At 33.0% G+C, this 21,297-nt stretch carries 19 protein-coding genes; 5 read left to right on the forward strand and 14 right to left on the reverse strand.

Annotation, left to right across the window (positions count from 1 at the left end):
- Window positions 1-189: 189 nt before the first annotated feature.
- From HMPREF9402_RS04710 to HMPREF9402_RS04730, 6 genes are all read right to left on the reverse strand, one after another.
- Window positions 190-1,455: an MATE family efflux transporter gene (locus HMPREF9402_RS04710; protein ID WP_009606662.1), complete on the reverse strand. Its 1,266-nt coding sequence runs from the start codon at window positions 1,453-1,455 to the stop codon at window positions 190-192.
- Between the two features lie 71 nt (window positions 1,456-1,526).
- The gene (locus HMPREF9402_RS04715) at window positions 1,527-2,315 is read right to left on the reverse strand and encodes a hypothetical protein (RefSeq protein ID WP_009606687.1); all 789 of its coding nucleotides are present in this window, start codon (window positions 2,313-2,315) and stop codon (window positions 1,527-1,529) included.
- 65 nt (window positions 2,316-2,380) lie between these two features.
- Window positions 2,381-2,749 (reverse strand): phytoene desaturase family protein, encoded by a 369-nt coding sequence (locus HMPREF9402_RS13965; RefSeq protein WP_050780855.1) that lies wholly within the window; start codon window positions 2,747-2,749, stop codon window positions 2,381-2,383.
- Between the two features lie 36 nt (window positions 2,750-2,785).
- Window positions 2,786-3,838 carry a phytoene desaturase family protein gene (locus HMPREF9402_RS04720; protein WP_009606663.1) on the reverse strand — a complete coding sequence of 351 codons (1,053 nt, stop codon included), beginning with the start codon at window positions 3,836-3,838 and terminating at the stop codon, window positions 2,786-2,788.
- Window positions 3,839-3,849: 11 nt separating this feature from the next.
- On the reverse strand, window positions 3,850-4,338 hold the full coding sequence (locus HMPREF9402_RS04725; protein ID WP_006784822.1) for a DUF2726 domain-containing protein: 489 nt from the start codon (window positions 4,336-4,338) through the stop codon (window positions 3,850-3,852).
- Window positions 4,339-4,484: 146 nt separating this feature from the next.
- Window positions 4,485-5,384, reverse strand: a complete 900-nt coding sequence (locus HMPREF9402_RS04730) for an alpha/beta hydrolase (RefSeq protein WP_009606659.1) — start codon at window positions 5,382-5,384, stop codon at window positions 4,485-4,487.
- Between HMPREF9402_RS04730 and HMPREF9402_RS04735 the strand changes: the two genes are divergently transcribed.
- Window positions 5,365-5,838, forward strand: coding sequence for a LysR family transcriptional regulator substrate-binding protein (locus HMPREF9402_RS04735; protein ID WP_009606653.1), 474 nt, complete (start codon window positions 5,365-5,367; stop codon window positions 5,836-5,838). The genes HMPREF9402_RS04730 and HMPREF9402_RS04735 overlap by 20 nt on opposite strands.
- A gap of 153 nt (window positions 5,839-5,991) precedes the next feature.
- Here HMPREF9402_RS04735 and HMPREF9402_RS04740 read toward each other — a convergent pair whose 3' ends face one another.
- The 7 genes from HMPREF9402_RS04740 to HMPREF9402_RS04770 form a co-directional block, all read right to left on the reverse strand.
- Window positions 5,992-6,474: a VanZ family protein gene (locus HMPREF9402_RS04740; RefSeq protein WP_009606691.1), complete on the reverse strand. Its 483-nt coding sequence runs from the start codon at window positions 6,472-6,474 to the stop codon at window positions 5,992-5,994.
- A gap of 12 nt (window positions 6,475-6,486) precedes the next feature.
- On the reverse strand, window positions 6,487-7,365 hold the full coding sequence (locus HMPREF9402_RS04745; RefSeq protein WP_009606655.1) for a ribokinase: 879 nt from the start codon (window positions 7,363-7,365) through the stop codon (window positions 6,487-6,489).
- On the reverse strand, window positions 7,362-8,486 hold the full coding sequence (locus HMPREF9402_RS04750) for a VanZ family protein (protein ID WP_006784816.1): 1,125 nt from the start codon (window positions 8,484-8,486) through the stop codon (window positions 7,362-7,364). Before HMPREF9402_RS04750 ends, HMPREF9402_RS04745 begins: the two co-directional genes overlap by 4 nt.
- Before the next feature lie 83 nt (window positions 8,487-8,569).
- Window positions 8,570-10,789, reverse strand: a complete 2,220-nt coding sequence (locus HMPREF9402_RS04755; protein ID WP_009606652.1) for a sensor histidine kinase — start codon at window positions 10,787-10,789, stop codon at window positions 8,570-8,572.
- Complete coding sequence (locus HMPREF9402_RS04760; protein ID WP_006784814.1) at window positions 10,764-11,462, reverse strand: response regulator transcription factor; 699 nt, start codon at window positions 11,460-11,462, stop codon at window positions 10,764-10,766. The genes HMPREF9402_RS04755 and HMPREF9402_RS04760 overlap by 26 nt, the downstream gene beginning before the upstream one ends.
- 577 nt (window positions 11,463-12,039) lie before the next feature.
- Entirely contained in the window at window positions 12,040-14,475 is a 2,436-nt protein-coding gene (locus HMPREF9402_RS04765) for a heavy metal translocating P-type ATPase (RefSeq protein ID WP_009606678.1), read from the reverse strand.
- 111 nt (window positions 14,476-14,586) lie between these two features.
- Window positions 14,587-15,225, reverse strand: a complete 639-nt coding sequence (locus HMPREF9402_RS04770; RefSeq protein WP_006784812.1) for a Crp/Fnr family transcriptional regulator — start codon at window positions 15,223-15,225, stop codon at window positions 14,587-14,589.
- A gap of 92 nt (window positions 15,226-15,317) precedes the next feature.
- Here HMPREF9402_RS04770 and HMPREF9402_RS04775 point away from each other — a divergent pair, with 92 nt between their 5' ends.
- The 4 genes from HMPREF9402_RS04775 to HMPREF9402_RS04790 all read left to right on the forward strand — a co-directional run bounded on the left by HMPREF9402_RS04775 (window position 15,318) and on the right by HMPREF9402_RS04790 (window position 19,790).
- Window positions 15,318-16,658, forward strand: coding sequence for an MATE family efflux transporter (locus HMPREF9402_RS04775; protein WP_006784811.1), 1,341 nt, complete (start codon window positions 15,318-15,320; stop codon window positions 16,656-16,658).
- A 214-nt stretch (window positions 16,659-16,872) separates the two neighbouring features.
- Complete coding sequence (locus tag HMPREF9402_RS04780; protein ID WP_009606693.1) at window positions 16,873-18,033, forward strand: AI-2E family transporter; 1,161 nt, start codon at window positions 16,873-16,875, stop codon at window positions 18,031-18,033.
- Window positions 18,034-18,241: 208 nt separating this feature from the next.
- Window positions 18,242-19,105 (forward strand): class II fructose-1,6-bisphosphate aldolase, encoded by an 864-nt coding sequence (gene fba / locus HMPREF9402_RS04785; protein ID WP_006784809.1) that lies wholly within the window; start codon window positions 18,242-18,244, stop codon window positions 19,103-19,105.
- Window positions 19,106-19,217: 112 nt separating this feature from the next.
- Window positions 19,218-19,790 (forward strand): lipofamily protein, encoded by a 573-nt coding sequence (locus tag HMPREF9402_RS04790; RefSeq protein WP_229040185.1) that lies wholly within the window; start codon window positions 19,218-19,220, stop codon window positions 19,788-19,790.
- A gap of 27 nt (window positions 19,791-19,817) precedes the next feature.
- On the opposite strand, the gene HMPREF9402_RS04795 is transcribed toward HMPREF9402_RS04790, so the two are convergent.
- A complete protein-coding gene (locus tag HMPREF9402_RS04795; RefSeq protein WP_006784807.1) occupies window positions 19,818-21,224 on the reverse strand; it encodes a flotillin family protein in 1,407 nt (468 codons plus the stop codon).
- Window positions 21,225-21,297: the final 73 nt, after the last annotated feature.

Below are 21,297 nucleotides of genomic sequence, written 5' to 3' on the forward strand. Positions count from 1 at the left end.
GAGCATAATCTCTATTTCATCGTGCTTTATTCTTGATTTAAAAGATTTCATAAACTGTAATTTAAGCATTTACCTACTTTATATATAATCCTTACTCTAATATCATTTTTCATCAAATATATTTAAAAATTTGATAGTAACCCACTAAAAAAATCACTCATCAAATAAGAAGAGTGATTTTTAAATTTATTAAACTTTAAACGAATGGCTTCTAAATAGAAATAGACAAATACAATAGGCACTCCCTAGTCCAATATAAATACTAAGTAATCGTTGAGTAATTAAACCCAATAAAAATGCAACTAAAAGACCTATAGTATAACTAATTAAAGTATCAGCAATGACTCTTTTCGTGGAACCAATGGCTTGTAATTTAAATTTATACAACGTCATTGGAATGAATAAAACTGAGATGAGGTATACAAACGGTAAGTAGCTACTTGCTGTCTCAATCATCACAGACTGATTTGTGATAAACCCTAATAATGATTCACGATTTATCATAAAACAAGTAGCGAAAATAAAGTAAAAAAGAAGCGCCCTTATAATTCCCTGATACAAAATTTTAGACGAATTTTCTATCCCTTCTCCAATGAGGGTCAATACTCCTTGCCCATACGCATACGTAGGCATCAATGTAATCTCAATAATCATCGTCAATAGCTGATAAACCGCCACTTCAAGTAATCCAATTCTGGCAACTAATGCCCCTATAATTAGCACAATAACCGTACTTTCAAGGAATTCTTGAATCATTAATGGCATGGATAATTTTAATGAACACTTAAGATGTTCTAAATTTAGCGCCTTAGGTTTCTTACGTATTCTCATTTTTAAAACAAAGAAATAGATACATAGATTAACAAGAAGTGCTAATACAGAACCCATCGCATTTCCAATAATCCCAAGTGGCTTCAATCCAAACAAACCAAAAATTAAAATATAATCAAAGATAACATTTAAAATAGCCGCTGTTAAGTTACTAATTAAAATATACTTTGTTTGATTCATTATTTTAAAATAGGCTGCACCCGTAAATAGAAGTAAGTTTAATCCAAGTGTCATGCTAAAAATAAAGGCATAACTCATGGCTTCATCTAATACTTTTCCTTCTAGTTGATAAACAATTTGAAGAATAGGTTTTCCAAAAAGAAAAACAAAACTAGTAAAGATGAGGCCAATCATTAAACTTTGTATCAGATGAATTTGGTAATATGATTCCAATAATTCATCATCCTCAACACCTTTCGCACGAGCCCCTAAAATATTAAAAGTGATAGATATGCTCCCTAACACACCAGATAAACTATTAATAATTCCTGCTACAATTCCAACAGCTGCAAACCCTGTTATTGAAACATGTCCAATCATTGCCTGATCACAAAGTCCAATTAATAGGCCTAACACATTATTTAACATTAATGGAATTGCTAATTGATTCAATTTATCTTTCAAATAAGTCCCCTTCTTTTCTTTAAAATTTTAGAAAAGAAGGGATAATCCATCCAGCAACATAAATCCGCCTCCTAGATTTCTTTAATAACTTTTGAGAATGGTCTTATCACATCAAAAAAAGTAATCCCGATAATGATTGCTATAATAACATTGCTGAATATGTCAAAGTGAAGCATGATTTTTTGAGGAGGATAAATAAAGATTTCCTCAAAAAATTCGGGATTAAAAACTGATTGATTCATTATAATGAAGCAAAGCAGCAGACAAACTCCTGCTTTATAAACAAAATGTAAAATAGCTAAACCAAGCGACCATCTTCTTATCAATAATTTTCCAATTGATAAAATAAAACCAACGCTATAAACAGCTATGATCATGGGATGATAAAAAATTAATACACTACTATTAAACAAGGGAGTTAATGGAATCAAGCGATTGTCCTTTATACTATAGCTTGAAATATACTCAGGGTTAAAATAAAGAAGCCAAACTAAAAAGATAATCCCTAACATTTCTAAAATCGTTTCAATCATTGAAATTGAACTTGACGTTTTCGAACGTTTAAAAAGATGTTCTAGTGATTCAATTTTCTCTTCACCTATTTCAACATGACATATCTTTAATAAAACAAAGACTGCACTAACCCAAAAAATACATGAAATAACAACACTAATCCAATTTCTAAGAATAGCAAGTAAAATCATTAAAAAAAATTGAATCGAATTAACCTGATAATCATTTTGATAGAAAAATAGATTTAGAACGACTAAAACAATCGAAATTGTTGGGACAATTGTTAAAACTAACTTTAAAACCACAAGGTAAAATCGATACGTATAATCCCCCAAAAAATGCTTCATAAAATCCCCTCCTATACAGGGGTATTATAGCATCCCTTGAAGCTTATAAAATCATTTCGTCAAAATTATTTATAATTCATTAAATGAATTCGTCTAGCCGTCATTATTCCCGAGGAAATAACACCTTCATAACCACCACCTGGATTATTCCAAGCACTACTCATAAATAAATTTGAAATATTTGTTTGATTTTTCAATCTATATCTTCCTGATTGTTTCACTGTTTGGGCATATCCATAAACAGCACCTTTAGGATTTTTAGTGTATCGCTCCATCGTTTTAGGCGTTCCTAATTCCTTAACCACGATATGAGATGTGATGCCAGGATACATTTTTTCTAACCTTGCTAACATCATTTGAGTAACTTCTTCTTTTTTCAACTTATATTGTGTTTTTTCGCTTGGCCACCTCTCATAATTATCTAAATACGTCATAGTCAAGATTCCTTCGAAATTTGAATCAATTGAACCCTAATTCGTCAACAAAAATCCACATGTATCAAATTGTTGATTTAAGGTTATTTCATAATCTTGTTCAGGTGTGTCTCCTCCTAAGAAGAAAACTTCCTCTTCTGGAATTTTCAACTTAGATGGATGGCAGTCTAAGACTAAGTAAAGTTGACTTAAACTGCATCCGATTTCTTGAGGTTTTATTTTCAAATGATTAGTCGGTAATAAAGTACTTAACGTGATCGGATTAACATTTGAAACAATGATATCAGCTTCATACTGCGTTCCATCTTTCAACTTGATGCCACTTGCTTGTCGATGCTTTAAAGTAATTTTGACTACCTCTGATTTTAAGAAGACTTTTCCTCCATGCTCATGAATAACGTCTACAAAAGCATTTGATAGTTTTCCACCGCCACCCTGAATATAAAACTTTCCATGATGGTGATAGCTAACCCATGGAATGAAAAAATAAATGGCACTAAGTTGCTTAGGGGGCAACCCATAGTACGACCATAGAGTCGTGAAGAAGCGTATAAATTCATCATCGTTAACGTATTTTCTGATGACTTCATCCGTTGTTTTCATCGACCAACTCATAGATAGCGCTGCATCAGGATGCACTTTATTCAATACTCCTTTATGACTTTGTAAAATGAATCGATTAAATCCATTTTCAAACCGTGTAATCGCCTTAAATAAGTTCATAATTTCTTTTTCATATTCTTTAAACAACTCAATCAAGAGTTCTTGATATTTCTTTAAATCATTCGGAATTTCAATGAGCTTTCCTTTCCATTCAACCTGATAAGCTAATTTATTTTTTATCGGTTTTATTTTATCTAGTACGTGACATGCTTGTAAAATACTATAAACATTTCCTCCTGGTTGTAAACCACCAATTCCATGTAGTGAAACATCAAATTCATATCCATGTCGCTTAAAATTTGTCGCATATCCTCCTACTAAAAAATGTTGTTCAAAAACTGCCACTTTGTAACCTAGTACTGATAGATGAGAAGCACATGTTAATCCGCCAAGTCCTGATCCAATTACAATAACATCATACTTCATCTTTATCTCACCTACTTGATTAAACTTTTCATATCAATATTTAACTCCATTATTTGAATTAATTCAATTACATTGTATTCTTCTTTCTCTTCGACATGAGCGATATTAATCTCGAATTCTTCGAATAATCCCTCGATAAATTTCATTTCATCTAAATTATGTTTGCCTAAAAAGATTGCTAATAATGGGATCATTGTTTCTTCATCACAAACTAAGAAATCAATGTAATAATTTTTTAATCTTTCTAAATGAATTTGATTATGATTCAGAAAGCTGTCTTTAATATCAAATATATCTTTTAATGCTACTTTCACTAATGGTCGAAGTGGAAATCTTTCTGTTACTAATTCTAGCTTTGAATAAAAGGCACGCTCACTATCTGTGAAGACACCACCTTTTACGACAAAATCACCATGCTTTTTTCTTTCTAAATACTCACTGTATTCAGAATGTCGAACGCCCCCTACTCTTTTTAATTTACCGTCAAAAATTTTACTCATAACTTCTCTCTCCTTTCATTTCCTTCCTATATTTTACATTTTATGATAGCGTTTTACAACAAAAAGCAGAATGTAAATTCACACATTCTGCTTTCATAATTTTTATTTAGTTTCCCAAGGACTTTTTCCTAAGGATATCTGTTACTTTATTTTAAAACTGAATCTAAAAATACAAATACTTTTTCTAAATTTTCTGAAGCTGTAAAATACAGTTTGTCTGAGAAGACCCCATCTCCATGTCCTGCTCCCTCAAGTAATTCAAAGTAGACCTTATTTTCGCCTATCACTTCTTTTAATTTATTTGAGAAATACACCGATTGAAGATATGGAATATTCCCATCTGCTGTTCCGTGTTGAATAAAGAATGGTGGATTAGAAGCATCAATGTAAGTTTCAGGATTACTTTTTTGAACTAAGTCAGGTACTTCTGTAATTAACGTTCCAATATACTCAGATTCTGGTGAATTAATAGAACAAGTGATACCTAATTTAGGATTAACCTCAAGTTCTTTAAACTGCTCATCCATCGTTAAAAAGTTAATCGGTCCAAACCAATCTACAACTGCTTGAACAGCCGATGATTGCTCTATATTCCCTAATTGTGGATGTTCAAATAGACTTAGATGTGAAGTTACTCCAACCATTGCTGATAAATGTCCACCTGCAGAACCATCCCATACTGCAATTTTATTCGGATTCAACTGATACTTTTTGGCATTTGCTTTAATAAAACGAATAGCTGCTTTTACATCCTCGACCGCTGCTGGAAACTTTGCTTCTTGGCTTAATCGGTAATTAACTGATACAATGGCATATCCTCGTTTAAGCCCTAATAAAATACTCGTTAATTGTTCATCACGCTTATTTCCCATTTTGAATGCTCCACCATGAATATGAACAATAACGGGGAACGGCCCCTCATCAACACTTGGTAAATAGATATCTAGCTTTTGTCTTTCACTTAATGTCGCATATGAAATATCCAAATATTTAGGCTCAATGTTTGTTACGTCTAATAAATTTTCTTTGAATGGACGTGGAAGCATTAAATTAGCCACTTTACCTGTTTTAGCACCCTATCATCTATTGGCACCTCTACAAAAGTTTAAAAATCAGTATCCAAATCTGAATCTCTCTATTCAAGAACTTGAAGAAGAAGCAATTATTACGGGCCTAAAACATCGAGTCTATGATCTTGGAATTATTAGAAAAGAATATATAGATGAGAAGGAATTTGACTTTTATAAAATTGCAGAAGATGAACTGGTCGCTCTATTACCTATCCATCATCCATTTTCTAATACCACAGAAATTTCTTTAACAGATTTAAAAGATGCATCATTTATTTTTATGAATAAACATACGGGAATTTATACACTCTGTTTAAAATCTTGCCAAGATGCAGGATTTTACCCTAAAATACTTCAAACAGCAAGAATTGAAACCATTTTAAGTTCCGTCATCAATGGGGACATGATTAGTTTACTAATGAGCCAATAGTTAAATAGTTTTAATCAACATGGAATTGTTGTTATCCCGATTAAACCAACAATTAAAAGTGAACTTGGAATCATTCGATATAAAAAATCTCCTCTACGCAGAAATCAAAAAGAACTAATACACTTCTTATCAAACTCCAAATAAAAAGCAGGATTATCTCCTGCTTTTTATTTGCCTTATTTTTAATATAAGTTGAACGAATGAAATTCCAATAACCCCACCAACAAAATCTACCGTGACATCAAAAATCCTAGCACTTCTTCCTTCAACAAATAACTGATGAAATTCATCACTCATTGCATAAAGCAACACAGCTAGTAGTGTCATAACAGTAACTTTCCATCCTGAAATATGATATTCTATCAAAACCCAAGCTAATAAAATAGCTAAAATAAAAAACTCAAACGCGTGGGCACTTTTGCGAATAAACACGTTAACTTGTTCGAAGCTCCATTTACTTTCCTGTATCACCATTGATTCAGGTGTTTCAACTTTCGTTTCTTCTTTTTGTTGGCTACCAATATAATTGACAATTTCATGACTCAGTTCATTTGATTGTTGTGAAGTTTGTGAAGATTGATAAAAAATAAATGCCATCCAAAGCAAACAAACAATCACTGCTAACTTTCTTCTCATCCATACTCCCCTTTATAACTGTCTCACTTCCTCTATTGTTGGAATAGAAGAGGATGATCCTTTTCTCGTCACCGTTATTGCAGAAGCACGAGCTGCTAATTCTAAACACTCTTTAATCTCATATCCTTCAACTAATCCAGCAATAAAATATCCAATGAACGTATCTCCCGCTGCTGTTGTATCCACAGCTTCTACTTTGTATGCTTCTTGTTTAATAACCATTTCTCCCTGTGTATAAAGGCACCCCTTACTTCCAAGTGTTAATAAAATATGTGTCTGTGGATACATGGATTTTAAAGTATCTATTACCTTTGGCTCATCTTCCTCATTTGCCAAATCACATCCCTCTATTTCATTAACGACAAGATAATCAATCAAAGATAAATCAATTGCTTTCACTTTATCGTTAAATGGAGCAGGATTAAGTACGATTTTCAAACCACGTTCATGAGCTGATTTGACGATATAATCCATTAAATTAATCTCATTTTGTAACAGTAATAAATCACCTTCATTAAAATCTGATAAAATCTCATCAACTTTTGCTTCTGTAAAACAATGATTAGCTCCCGGATAAACTAAGATACAGTTTTCTCCACGACGATCAATTTGAATAATCGCATGTCCCGACTTCTCATCCACTTCTTTTAAATACTCACAATTGGCTCCGTGAGATGCTAATGTTTCTTTTAAAATTCCACCGTCTGCTCCAATTAATCCGGCATGATAAACGTTAACGCCTGCTTTAGCAAGAGCAATCGATTGATTTAATCCTTTACCACCACTAACAACTTGCAGTGAACTTACAGACTGCGTTTCACCGGGTTTAACCATATGGTCAACTTCATAAATATAATCAATGTTACATGAACCCATATTTAATACTTTCATAAACTATTCACCACTTCTCCATTTTCACTTAAAAATTCAACTTCAAAATTTTTCGACTCTTTACTGTCATACAACTGATACAAGCTATCGTCATCCATTAAAATAATTTTTGGATAAACAACTAAGAAATTTCCAGGCGAAAGTTCTTCTATATATTCTTCTTCTAAATACGTGATTTTAATCTGAGTTGCTGCTTCATTTTTTCCAAATATCACAAAGATTGCTTCATCATCAACTCTAAAATCATCAGTCAAAAACATAAATTCATAATTCATTTCATTATATTCAGGATGCCACTGACTCCCACCAATCATGCGGACACGATTAAGCGGTAGCTCTTGATAAATATCTAAGTCTAAATACTCACCATCATCCTTTAAAATTAGACGATAATCCTCCAAAGATGTTGAAATAATTTCACCCTCATAAGATAAATGGGCTGTTACTAGTTCTTCATCACTTAAACTAGCACACAGTGTAGATTCATAATAAGCCAATATCGATGCCAAACAGGAGATCAAAACCATAATACTAATTGGAACACTCGCGACTCTAATAATAGGCTTTTTCAACGGAACCTCAAACTTTTCCACAACATTCATCAACTTGAAATACTTAACTAGCTTTATAAATAGTAGATACACACCGTATCCAATCATAGCTCCCAATGTATTAAAAATTAAATCATCCACATCTACAACATTTTGAGGCGTTAAGATTTGGAATACTTCGATTAATAATGAGGTACTACATCCAACAATTAAAATATGCCACCACTTAGTTAACGATTTAAATAAGATTGGCGTTAAAAAGCCCAGCGGTATTAATACTAAAATATTCGCAATCACTTGGTACCAAGAATACGCCACAATCCAACCATCAGTTAACATTTTATAAGTTTCTACAAGTGGAACCAAATTCACCCTATCTATCAACTGCTGTATAGAAATTGGATACTCAAAAACGCCGTGCTTAAACAAAGTTAAATTCGCTACAACAACCAAGTAAATAAAAAATATCCAGATCGCTACTTCACGCCATACATTAAATGTCTTAAATTTCAAACTACAACTAATTCGATAAACTAAAAATCCAAAGATAAATAATATTCCTAAAATCACCCTAATTCCCCACTTCCGTTAACAAAACAAATTCTATCATAATTCACATTAAAAAGCACCGAGAAGAATCTCGATGCCTTTAGTTATTTACTAAACGTGATGATGACTTTAAACAAGTCTCCATCGACCTGAACCACAAATTGTCCACCTTGTAATTCCACAAAACTTTTTGCAATCGCAAGTCCAAGACCTGATCCCTCTGTATGACGAGATTGATCTCCTCTTACAAATCGTTCCACTAGTTCATCGACATTAACATTGATTTCCTCAGCCGACATATTTTTAAAAATAATTTGAACTATTTCTTCATCATCCACAATATCAATATAAGCACGTGTTCTAGCCATTGCATACTTTGTCATATTTGAAATTAAGTTTTCAAACACACGGAATGTACGCTCACTATCAAGTGATATCATTACCTTATGTTCTGGAAATTGACGGCGAATCATAAGTCCCGCTTCTTCAATTTTATCCTCTGTTTCAAGCAACGTTTGTTTCATTAAAGAAACCACGTCCACCATCTGTAAATTCATTGTGATATTACCACTACTTGCCTTACTCATCTCAAATAAATCTTCAATTAAAATTTTTAGTCGCTGCGATTTTTGGTCTAATGTTTCAAGGTACTGTGTTCGTTTTTCATGAGTTAAATTTTCATCTTTAAGTAAATCAACATATGTAATAATTGACGTCAGAGGTGTTTTTAAATCATGTGAAACATTCGCTATTAAATCTGTTTTCATGCGCTGACTCTTCACTTCATTTTGAACTGCCTTTTTTAATCCACTTTGAATATTAACAACTTCATCTTTAAATGAATTAAAAATTCCTAAGTCTTCATCAATGACCACATCTAGGTTTCCTTCTGCAACTTCATTTGTGACTTCAAATAACCTTGAATAATCTGATTCTATTTTTTTAATCTTTTTATTCAAGTAAACAAATAGGAAACCTGTGTAAATGATAGCAATAAATAAACCAAAAAACCAAGTTAAACACATGATACTAATCATAACAAATTGAATTCCTAAAAATAGTGCTAACTTTTTGGTATTAGCATTTTTCAAATCAATATTAGCTAAATTTTGATAAATTAATCGTCCTTTTCTTACAAACCCTCTCATGAGATTAATACTGATAAATTTTGTTTTTATTGTTGCTTTCCATCCTATTTTAAATAGATTTTTAAGATAGACACAATCTAGGAAAAACCAGTATAAAACGATAGTCCACATCACGATATTAAATGTTGGAGCAATTAAATGATGGACACTCTCAGGGAAGATTAAATAACTAGTATTCATAAACTCCATCTCTTCAAGTGTAGATTGAACTAGACTTGGTATTGCCTCAATAAAAATCGGAAACAAAAAGATGGATAAAAAGAGCATGATTTCAAACGGAATTTTTAATATCCATGTAAATAACTTACTTTGTTTAAAAGCGTTAATGGGTAAAATAATAGCTGTTATCGCTGTTAAGGCAATCGCAATCCAACTAAAATAGCCTACAACAGATTGTATACTCCACCAATCATATCTATAATTCATCTGCCAGATATAATCTGTATAGGTTAAGATTTTAGGGACCCCATAAACAATCGTCATGTTTTTAATGGGAGCTAATTTATAGCCATCTTGATACTCAAAGTGATTATACACGTTAGTCGAAGAATCGAATTCATAGTTATTTATCACGGTTAAATTTCCATTTGCATCATAATTTAAAACAACAAATGACTGATATTGATTCTTTAAATTTTCTAATTGTGAAGCAGTTAAATTTGCATTGTTCAATGTTTCAAGATTAAGATTCCCATATTTATAGTTCGAACCCTCTGTTTGATCAATGACTAAGTACTCCATATTTTGTAGCTGATTAAAAATCCAGTTAGAATCAATTAAGTTATTTTTAACGTATGAGCCGATAGATTTCATCAGAACTTTATATTGCTCATCTGTTGATAAATAATAAAAATCTACATTTTCTATCGATGTTTCATGATAGTACCTATCATATAAATACTCTAAATCATTTGTCGTTATCTGAATTAATTCCTCATTACTAATTTCTTTATTTTCCTGTTTTAAGGTATCAAAGTATAAGGTATAACTTAATTCAGATAAATATGTATAAAACTCATGATCAGTGTATATAGTTCCAGATTGTTGTTTAGCGATTTTCCCCATGTTCTCATACTGTGAATAAAGCCAACCTGAAATCATTCCTATTATTAAAACGGAGATGATGCCAACAATCCATTTACTTATTTTATTACTGCTTTTCGAGTTTGTATCCAACTCCCCACACCACCTTTAAATATTTTGGATTTTTCGGATTTATTTCTATTTTTTCTCGAATGTTTCGAATATGAACCATAATCGTATCGGTATTTATGGCAGTTTCATTCCAAATGCGCTCATAAATTTCTTCCGTAGGAAAAACACGACCTGGATGTTTCATTAACAAGTTCAAAATTTTGTACTCAATAGGCGTTAATTTAACTGCATTTCCGTCTACAGTAAATTCCTTTGTTTCAGTATTTAATTCAAGTCCACCAATCGTAATAACATTTGAACTTTCTTCATTTAAAAGATTTGAAAACCTTTTATAACGACGAAGTTGAGAGTTGACACGAGCCAGTAATTCTAATGGACGAAATGGCTTCGTCACATAATCATCAGCCCCCATATTTAATCCCATAATTTGATCGACCTCTTCCGATTTTGCTGAGAGCATAATCACTGGAAAATGATGATGTTCACGTAATTTCATCGTAAACGTAATACCATCCATTTTAGGCATCATGACATCAACAATGGCTAAATCAATTGGCGTTGCTTCCACAATTTCTAATGCTTCAATTCCATTACCTGCAATACTAACCTTATATCCTTGATTTGTTAAATAAGCTTCAATTGCTAATGCAATATCTTTTTCATCCTCAACAATTAAAATATGTGACTGACTCATAAAAACCCTCTTTCTAAGCATGTGTTTCCATTATTATATAACAAACTTAGAAAACTTCTCACCTCACTTTATTAATTTAAAAACTTATCCTATCAACAATAACTTAAGAATGGGGACCCCGGCTGTGAGCCATGTAGGTTCCCTACGCTACGTGGCTCACTTAAAAAGTGAGATCGTAGCTTTCTTCCGCCAGTAAGTTATACCATCCTCAATTGCTAGGATAATACCTAATTAAAGATTGACTATTCCTACATCTTTAAGACACTTATATCTTAACAATAATAAATAAAGAAATACCTTATATAAAACTTAAGAAATTCTAAAGATATTCAAACAACTCACAATTAAAACTCTATAAATATAAAATTAGATACAAAAATATATCCAATAATGTATCTTTTTATATAGGCATATTATTGCAATTTTAGAAACCTAATTTTCTTTTTACTATTTCGTTGTTAACATTAGAAACCAACATTGAAAATTTAAAACGTAAGAAGTGAGCGTTATCAAACAATCAACCATTACTATAAATAAATTAAAAGGTATCTCCAAATGATGAGATACCTTTTAATTATTATTTTCTTTTTAAAGCGCGTGTACTATTCATAACAGCGAGAATAGTAACCCCAACATCTGCAAACACAGCTGCCCACATCGTTGCAAATCCCAAAGCTCCAAGTATCATAACTAGAATTTTAACACCTAAAGCAAAGATAATATTTTGATATAAAATACGGCTTGTTTGTTTTGCTTTAACAATCGCATCAACCAATGCCATTGGATCATCTTTCATTAGGACCACATCTGCTGCTTCAATGGCTGCATCAGATCCAATTCCCCCCATTGCAACTCCGATATCAGCACGAGCAAGAACAGGTGCGTCATTCATTCCATCTCCAACAAAGACTAAATTTTGATCTGATGATTTTTTAGCGAGCAATGCTTCAACATGTTCTACTTTTTGATGAGGTAATAATTGTGAATAAACTTCATCAATCCCTAATTCTTTAGCTACTTTATCAGCCACTGATTTGTGATCACCTGTTAACATCACAACTTTAGAAACACCACGTTTTTTTAGTTCTGCAATAGCCGCTTTAGAACTTTCCTTAATCTCATCTGCAATAACCATGTATCCTTTGTACTCACCATTAATCGCCATGTGAATAATGGTTCCAATTGCATCGACTTCTGAAACTTCTAAATTAGCACTTTGCATTAAAGTCGCATTTCCAATTAAAACTTGTTGATCATCAACTTTAACTTTAATCCCCTGACCTGCGATATCTTCATAATTGGTTAAACGATCTGTGCTTAACTCTTTCCCATATGCAACTACAATCGATTTTGCAATCGGATGAGTTGAATGACTTTCAGCATGAGCAGCAACTTGAATAAAATCTTCTTCAGTCATGTTGACTGAGTGAATCTGTGTTACTTTAAAAACACCTTTTGTTAACGTTCCTGTTTTATCAAAAACGACTGTCTCCACATGATTTAATGCTTCTAAATAGTTTCCGCCTTTAATAAGAACACCAAGACTTGAAGCACCACCAAGTCCTGCAAAGAATCCTAACGGAATCGAAACAACTAAAGCACAAGGACATGAAACAACTAAGAACACTAACGCACGATATAGCCATGTTGAAAAATCTGCCCCAAAAATTAAACTTGGAATAATCGCAATCGCCACTGCCAATAACACAACTATTGGTGTATAAACACGAGCAAATTTCGTAATAAATTTTTCAGTTTGAGCTTTTTTAGATGACGCATTTTCAACTAGCTCCAAAATACGAGCAACCGTTGAGTCACCATAAGTTGCGCTGACGCGAACACGTACTAAAGCATTCGTATTAATACATCCAGCTAAAATCTCCTCCCCCACATGCACAAGACGTGGCACTGACTCGCCTGTTAAAGCCGATGTATCTAAGTAACTTTCACCCTCAACCACGATTCCATCTAGTGGTACACGTTCACCAGGTTTTACGATAATCACGTCATCAATCGATACCTCTTCCGGCGAAACTTCCTTTACCCCCTCAGTTGTCACTAAATTAGCATGATCTGCACGAATATCAAGTAAAGAACTAATTGATTTACGTGAACGATTGACCGCATAACCTTGGAACAATTCACCAATTTCATAAAATAACATAACGGCGATGGCCTCAGGGTATTCTCCAATGGCAAAAGCTCCAACAGTGGCAACCATCATCAAGAAGTTTTCATCAAAAAATTCACCACGCATTATATTTTTAAATGCTGTCGTCAACACATTTCCTCCGATTAATAAATAACTAATCGCATATAACAGCACTTCAGCTGGCCAATTACCAACACTCGTGATAATGAACACAATAACTCCAAGTAGCAAGGCGATATTTTCCTTAATAAAGCCTTTAAACCCTGACTCGGCATCAAAATGTTCGTGACTATGCTCATGTGTATCATGATCGTGTGTTGAACAAGAACTATCTTGGCATGAACTGATTTTACCAGTAACAGTTGATACTTTTTCTGATACCACTACATCAGGCTCTAATTTATTAATAATACTTTTTATCTCAACGAGTGTTTCTTCTTTGATTGCTCCATCCTCGAGTGTAACACTTAATTGGCTTGTGGAAAAATTCAAATTAGCACTTTCAACTGACGCTAATTGATTAACACGGTCTTCAATTTTATTTGCACAGTTTGCACAGTTCAACCCTTCTAATAAAAGTTTAATCTCTTTATTTTGTGACTGTTTCACTTGTGTAACTAATTGAGTTTTTTCTGATACTACTACATCAGGCTCTAATTGTTTCACAATACTTTTAATCTCTTCAATAGCTTGTGATTTCATTGACTCATCATATAATTTCACAATTAATTGAGTTGTGGAAAAGTTTAAATTAGCCTCCTCTACCAATTCTAATCGATTCACACGCTCTTCAATTTTATTAGCACAATTCGCACAATTTAATCCCTCTAACATTAATTTAAATGGATTTGATTTCCCCATAGGAATGACCTCCTAAACTTTGTCATATGAATATTTATTCATATGTTCATGTAATTAGTATATGCACAACCTCCGTAAAAGTCAACCAAATGAACTTAGCTTTCTAAAATTTTATGATTCATATTGACTAACTAATTGAACCACTTTTGAAAATTCATGAACGATAATTTCGCCACTTAAATTATCTAAAATACCATCCTCATCTAATTCTTTAATAATACGATTGATGCTTCTTGTGTTAGAACCTAAAGCCTCAACAACAAGTTCTTTCTTTATGACCATTTCCTTGGTTTCACAAATATGCCGCCAGATAAAAAACAACACTTGATATTTAAGTGGATATAAAACAACTGACTTCATCACGGTTGCACTACGATATAATTTTTCTGCTAATTGCTTCATGATATAAAGTGAAACATCCGAATCCTCTTTTATCCAATCAAAAAATAAAGACTGTGAAATCCACATCATCTCACACGTTTCTAATGCCTCCACATAATGAAAGACAGTTCTTCCAGTGAGAATTTCCATCTCACCTAGCAATTCTCCCGCTTCATAAATTTTAATCATATGAGTCGATCCATTTTCAGCAAGAGAATATACTTTAGCTTTTCCCTTTTTGACAATTAAAACACCCTTAATTTCATCTTCTGCAGATAAAATTGTCATCCCTTTTTCGTATCTTTTCATAACTATGCCATCTTTTAAACTCTGACTTCCATTCTCAATTCGTGATGTTAACCAATTCATATCTTTCTCCCTATGGACAAATGTCCTCGAATTTCTAAAAATCTTTTGATATTATAAGCTACAATTTCAACTTGAACAAGGAGGAGTATCTATTGCATCACTCACTACAAACCACAAACATTTCTAAATTACTACTCAAATATTGTATCCCAGCTATCATTAGTATGATGACCGTTTCCTTATACAATGCCGTTGATCGTATCTTTATTGGTCATATTCAAGGTGCCGGTTCCTTAGCTTTAACTGGACTTGGAACCTTAATTCCTTTTACAACGATTATATTAGCCTGTGAACTTTTAATTACGTACGGAGCTATCGCTAACCTCTCACTAAGACTTGGCGAACAAAAGAAGGAAGAAGCAGAGGATTTTTTGAATCAAGTTCCGCTTCTTGGACTCATAATTAGCATTTTCTTAATGATTGTCTTCTATCTATTTAATGAACCCCTTCTTTACCTATTCGGAGCTACATCAGATACGATTGGCTATGCCAAAGATTATCTCAATATTTTAACAATCGGTATTCCATTTTATATTATGGGCTTTTCTTTAATGGGAATTATCCGCTCTGAAGGAGATCCAAAACGAGCGGCTTTAATTTTAATGGCAAGCTGTCTCATTAATATTATTTTGGATCCGCTCTTTATTTTTGGACTTAATCTCGGGATTAGCGGAGCTGCGCTTGCTACCATCTTATCGCAGGCCACTGTCTTTCTTTATGTTGTGTACTATTACACACGAGGTGCCTCTAACTTAAAACTTGATTTTAAAAAATTAAAAATTCAACATCATTTAGTAAAACCTATCATTACCTTTGGATTATCCACAGCGCTTATCCAGCTCATTTCTGCTTTCGTTCAAATTTTATTAAATCAGTCTCTAAAACACTATGGAACCGCTCTATCCATCGGATCTTTCACAACCATTAGCACTATTTATAATCTCGTCATGATGCCGGTCGTCGGAATTAATCAAGGAATGATTCCAATTATTGGGTATAACTTTGGTCAACGAAACTATACCCGTGTCAAAAAAACATTTTTACAAGGAACTATTGCTTCAACTGTTATTTTCACACTCGGATTTTTACTTATCTATATTCTTCCCACGCCGCTTGTGAGCTTTTTTAATCCTGATAAAACCTTCATTAACACAACTGTAACTGAACTTAAACTCTACGCCTTCAGTCTTCCATTATGTGCTTTATCTTTGACTGCCCCAAACTTCTTCCAATCAATTGGGAATTCAAAACTCTCTATTTGGCTTGTGATTATTCGTCAGATGATTATTTTGATTCCCGCTCTCATCATTCTTCCTAGATTAATAGGACTGAATGGAGTCTGGCTAGCTCAGCCAATCACAGATTTAAGTGTTTCATTACTCTGTTTCTTCTTAATAAAAAAAGAGTTTAAACGACTATCTTCTGTCAATTAACCAAGGGTTTCCTATAGGAATTTTTATGGCAAAATGGATTATACTAACGGTATATCTCTATTGAAACAGAACTATTTTCAATCATGTTAACCTAATCTTAGTTGTTAGAATTTTTTTACAAAACTTATCTAGCCTATCTATTCACTATTATTTATTTGATATTCAAACTAAAATATGACATAATAAACGACATCAAGAGAAAGTAGGGATTATTTTGTTTGATAAAGTTAAAATTAGCAAAAAATATTTGAATATTGCCATGATTACGTTAGTCATCGGAATCATTTTATTATTCGTTTATCAATTATCTTTAAAATCATCGGATATCGTTCTTTGGACAAAAAGTTTTTTAACCAATTTTTTATCCGTCATCTCACCTATTTTATATGCCTTTGTTATTTCATATATTTTATATCGCCCTCTCATGTTTATTGAGCGTAATTTTAAAAAAGGATTTAAAAAGATAAGTAAAAAAGGGATTTCAAATGGAATGGCACGCACCATCAGTATTTTATTACTAGCTATCCTTGTCTTCTTCGCTATCTATACGTTGATTAATTCAATCTTTCCTCCTCTCATTGAAAATATCGATACCGTTATGCAATCACTTCCTAACTTCCAAACCATTATTACGGAATGGATTAATAATTTAACGCCATATATTAAAGCAGTTTCTATTACTAACGAACAAATTCAAGAGTTTACGTTATTCTTAACAAACCTTTTAAAAGGTTTATTAACAAATGCTTTAAATATTGGAACAGGTGTTGTAACAAATTTAACAGGACTTGTAATCAATACATTAGCGACTATCATCTTAACCTTCTACTTCCTTAAAGATAAAGAAACGATTTTTGCAGGTATTGATAAATTAGGAACTGTTATTTTTAAGCCACAGATAAAAGCAAAAATTAAACATTTCTTACATGACTTACATGAGGTCTTTGGTAATTTTATTGTTGGACAATTAATTGATGCCGCTATTGTTGGCGTTGCATCTAGTCTTTTATTACTCATTATCGGTCATCCGTTTGCTTTATTAATTGGATTAATCGCCGGGGTTACTAATATCATCCCTTATGTTGGGCCTATCATCGGTGCTGCACTTGCTTTAATTCTTGGGTTATTTACAAGTGTTAAACTTGGTATTTTAGGATTTATCTTATTAATTGCCTATCAGCAAATAGACGGATACTTTATTCAACCTAAAATATTAGGAGATAGCGTCGGTCTTGCACCCGTTTGGATTTTTATTGTCATTTTAATTGGTGGGAATTATTTAGGAGCTCCTGGTATGATTCTTTCTGTTCCAATTGCCGCTTTATGCAAAGTATACATTGATCGTAGATTTCAAAAATTAGAAACGCGTGCTTAATGCTATGAAACGAGGCTATCGAATGATAGCCTTTTCATTATTTCTTACTTAATATTCGACTTTAAACCATATTTTCCGTTCAAATTCATCAAAGTGAAAGTAAAACATTTTTATTTATTTTTTTCACAAATTCCGTTATAATAACTTTTAGGACGAGAAAAAAGTAAAATCTCAATCCAATAATAATTGAATCGATGGAGGTTACAACATGTTAGTTTCTGCTAAAGATATGTTACAAAAAGCCTATGAAGGTAAATACGCTGTTGGTCAATTCAACATCAACAACTTAGAGTGGACTAAAGCTATTTTATTAACTGCTCAAGAAAATAACTCACCAGTTATCTTAGGTGTATCTGAAGGTGCTGCAAAATATATGTGCGGTTATAATACAATCGTAGGTATGGTTGAAGGAATGATGAAAACATTAAACATCACTGTTCCTGTAGCATTACACTTAGACCACGGAAGCTACCAAGGTGCTTTAGACGCTATGGAAGCTGGATTCTCTTCAATCATGTTCGATGGTTCTCATTACTCAATCGAAGAAAACATCGCTAAAACAACTGAAATGGTTAAATTAACTGCTGAAAAAGGATTATCTTTAGAAGCTGAAGTTGGATCAATCGGTGGAGAAGAAGACGGTGTAGTTGGTAAAGGTGAAGTTGCTGACCCAGCTGAATGTAAATTAATCGCTGACTTAGGAGTAACTATGTTAGCTGCTGGAATCGGAAACATCCATGGTAAATACCCAGAAAACTGGGCTGGATTAGCATTCGATGCTTTAGAAGAAATCAATGCTGCAACTGGAAACACTCCATTAGTATTACACGGTGGAACAGGAATTAACGAAGAAATGATTAAAAAAGCGATCTCTTTAGGAGTTGCTAAAATCAACGTTAATACTGAATGCCAATTAGCATTCCAAGAAGCTACACGTAAATACATCGAAGCTGGAAAAGATTTAGAAGGTAAAGGATTCGACCCTCGTAAATTATTAAACCCAGGATTCGAAGCTATTAAAGCTTGCGTTAAAGAAAAAATGGAATTATTCGGATCAGTTAACAAAGCATAATTTTAACTTTCATCTAAAAAACATCCACTTTTGTGGATGTTTTTTTTATATTTCTCATGAATCTGGATACATTAATATTGGATTTAAATTTTAAATGATTGGGACGATTTATATGAAAAAGAAAACAGTTATTTTATCCTTATTCACGTTAGCCACTTTAATAAGTGGATGTGGTAGTAAAGCAGATAACACTAATACTAATGAGACAACTAATAATTCTACCACTCAATCTCCAACAACAAATCCAAATACAGGTGAGCTAGCAGATGCAACAACTGGACCTTCTTGGGTAACAGATGAAGCAACACTAGAAAAAGCTGTTAAAGAAAGTTGGATTGTTATCATTACTAAAGATATGAATACAACAAAAGATTTAACATTTGAAGGTGGATTAAAAAAAGATGGCGTTGAAACACCTCGTTTATTAGCTCTGTATAATCAAGATGAAAACCGTAATAAAACAGCAAGCTATACTCTAACTGCACCTAAAATGACATTCAAAGAAGATGGTTCTCGTATTAAAGGTGGGACTGTAGCGGGTGATATTTACGTTGACTGTAACAACTTTGAATTAGTTGATGCAACAGTTAATGGAAATATTTATTTCAAAGACCAAGCAGCTAAAGATAGCTTTAAAATGGATGATACTTCAAAAGTGACAGGTGCTATGGAACTTCAAAAATAAAGAAAAAGAGCCTATTGGCTCTTTTTCTTATGCTTCATTTAATTCTTCCGTTTCATCACTTTCAGATTTATGTTGAATAGAAGAAATTAAGTCAATTAAATTGATTCCCGTTAAAGATTCCACAACTTCTGGAACCTCAGCAATCATCTTCGTTACATTTTGTGAGACTTTTGCAGCCCCACCGCCACCACCATTATCAATGATAACCATTTTTTCAGTTTGTGCGAGCGGAGCTGAAATATGTTGCGCAATTTCTGGTAGCCTTTCTACTACCATTTGAATCACCGCAGCTTCGCCGTATTGTTTATAAGCTTCAGCTTTTTCACGCATCGCCTCCGCCTCTGCTTTCATCGCATCTGCTAATGCCTGTCCTTTAACACGTGTTGCTTCCGCTTCTGCAGCTCCCTTTATCCGAATTGACTCTGCTTCAGCCTCTGCCTTTTTAATCAACTTATAACGCTCTGCTTCGGCCTCTTGTTCTGCTTTATACTTCTGTGCTTCCGCTACCTTTTTAACGGTTGCCTCTAATTCTTTTTCTTGTTTTAAAGCTTGTTGCATTGCAATCTCAGTCTGACGTTGCTCTTCAAATAACTGAGTATTTTTTAATGCTTCAATCACATTTTTCTTTACAATATTTTGTTCTACTTCATAAGCAAAATCGGCTTTTGCTTGCGCTTTTTGTTCTTCTTCTTTAAAAGACTGAATTTGTAATTCTTTTTCTTTCTTTGCACGAGCAATTTCAGTTTCAGCCCTTAACTGTGCTTCCGTTCCTAAGCGTTTAGCTTCTGAAGTTTTTTGCATTTGATCACGCTCAGCTTCCGCTTCTGCAATCGCTGCATTCTTTTTTACTTCCGCAATTTGTTTCGCTCCAAGTGCAGTTAAATAGCCTTTTGTATCATCAATATCTCGAATTGTAAATGTTTTAATTTCAAGCCCCATCTTTTCTAAATCATCTTTTGCCACATTCTCAACTTCATTTGCAAACATTTCTCGATCTCTATAAATTTCCTCAATCGACATCTTAGAAACAATTTCACGTAACTTTCCTTCAAGAACATCTTGGACGGTTTCTTTAATAACATTAATCGTTTCTTTTTCACGACCCGTATTAAATTGTTCCATTGCAAGTAAAACACACTTAGGATCTGAATTAACCTTAATAATTGCAACTCCATCTGTATCAATTGGAACTCCATTACTATCTAATGATTCATGGGTCTTAACTTCCACTTTCATATTTTCAAGTGAAATTCGTGAAATTTGTTCTAAATAAGGAATCACAATTCCACCACTACCACTAATAACACGACGTTTTAACCCTGTTACAACAATTGCCTTATCCTGCGGTGCCTTTTTCCAAACCATGCATAAAAGAATTAAAATTACCACAATTAAAATAACCCACTTTAACATTGGCATTATCGATTCTAACATCCCTCATCCCCCTCACACTTACTCTGTTATAACCATATTAATAATCCCTATTAAATAGAACAAAAGGGCCCAA

It is taken from the genome of Turicibacter sp. HGF1 (assembly GCF_000191865.1).
GTDB classification, from domain to species: Bacteria; Bacillota_I; Bacilli_A; order MOL361; family Turicibacteraceae; genus Turicibacter; species Turicibacter sanguinis.

Excerpts from the sequence above, each read along its gene's own strand:
- HMPREF9402_RS04715 (WP_009606687.1), bottom strand. The coding sequence starts at position 2,315 with ATGAAGCATTTTTTGGGGGATTATACGTATCGATTTTACCTTGTGGTT.
- HMPREF9402_RS13965 (WP_050780855.1), bottom strand. The coding sequence starts at position 2,749 with ATGACGTATTTAGATAATTATGAGAGGTGGCCAAGCGAAAAAACACAA.
- HMPREF9402_RS04720 (WP_009606663.1), bottom strand. The coding sequence starts at position 3,838 with ATGAAGTATGATGTTATTGTAATTGGATCAGGACTTGGCGGATTAACA.
- HMPREF9402_RS04725 (WP_006784822.1), bottom strand. The coding sequence starts at position 4,338 with ATGAGTAAAATTTTTGACGGTAAATTAAAAAGAGTAGGGGGCGTTCGA.
- HMPREF9402_RS04730 (WP_009606659.1), bottom strand. The coding sequence starts at position 5,384 with ATGCTTCCACGTCCATTCAAAGAAAATTTATTAGACGTAACAAACATT.
- HMPREF9402_RS04740 (WP_009606691.1), bottom strand. The coding sequence starts at position 6,474 with ATGAGAAGAAAGTTAGCAGTGATTGTTTGTTTGCTTTGGATGGCATTT.
- HMPREF9402_RS04745 (WP_009606655.1), bottom strand. The coding sequence starts at position 7,365 with ATGAAAGTATTAAATATGGGTTCATGTAACATTGATTATATTTATGAA.
- HMPREF9402_RS04760 (WP_006784814.1), bottom strand. The coding sequence starts at position 11,462 with ATGAGTCAGTCACATATTTTAATTGTTGAGGATGAAAAAGATATTGCA.
- HMPREF9402_RS04765 (WP_009606678.1), bottom strand. The coding sequence starts at position 14,475 with ATGGGGAAATCAAATCCATTTAAATTAATGTTAGAGGGATTAAATTGT.
- HMPREF9402_RS04770 (WP_006784812.1), bottom strand. The coding sequence starts at position 15,225 with ATGAATTGGTTAACATCACGAATTGAGAATGGAAGTCAGAGTTTAAAA.
- fba (WP_006784809.1), top strand. The coding sequence starts at position 18,242 with ATGTTAGTTTCTGCTAAAGATATGTTACAAAAAGCCTATGAAGGTAAA.
- HMPREF9402_RS04790 (WP_229040185.1), top strand. The coding sequence starts at position 19,218 with ATGAAAAAGAAAACAGTTATTTTATCCTTATTCACGTTAGCCACTTTA.
- HMPREF9402_RS04795 (WP_006784807.1), bottom strand. The coding sequence starts at position 21,224 with ATGTTAGAATCGATAATGCCAATGTTAAAGTGGGTTATTTTAATTGTG.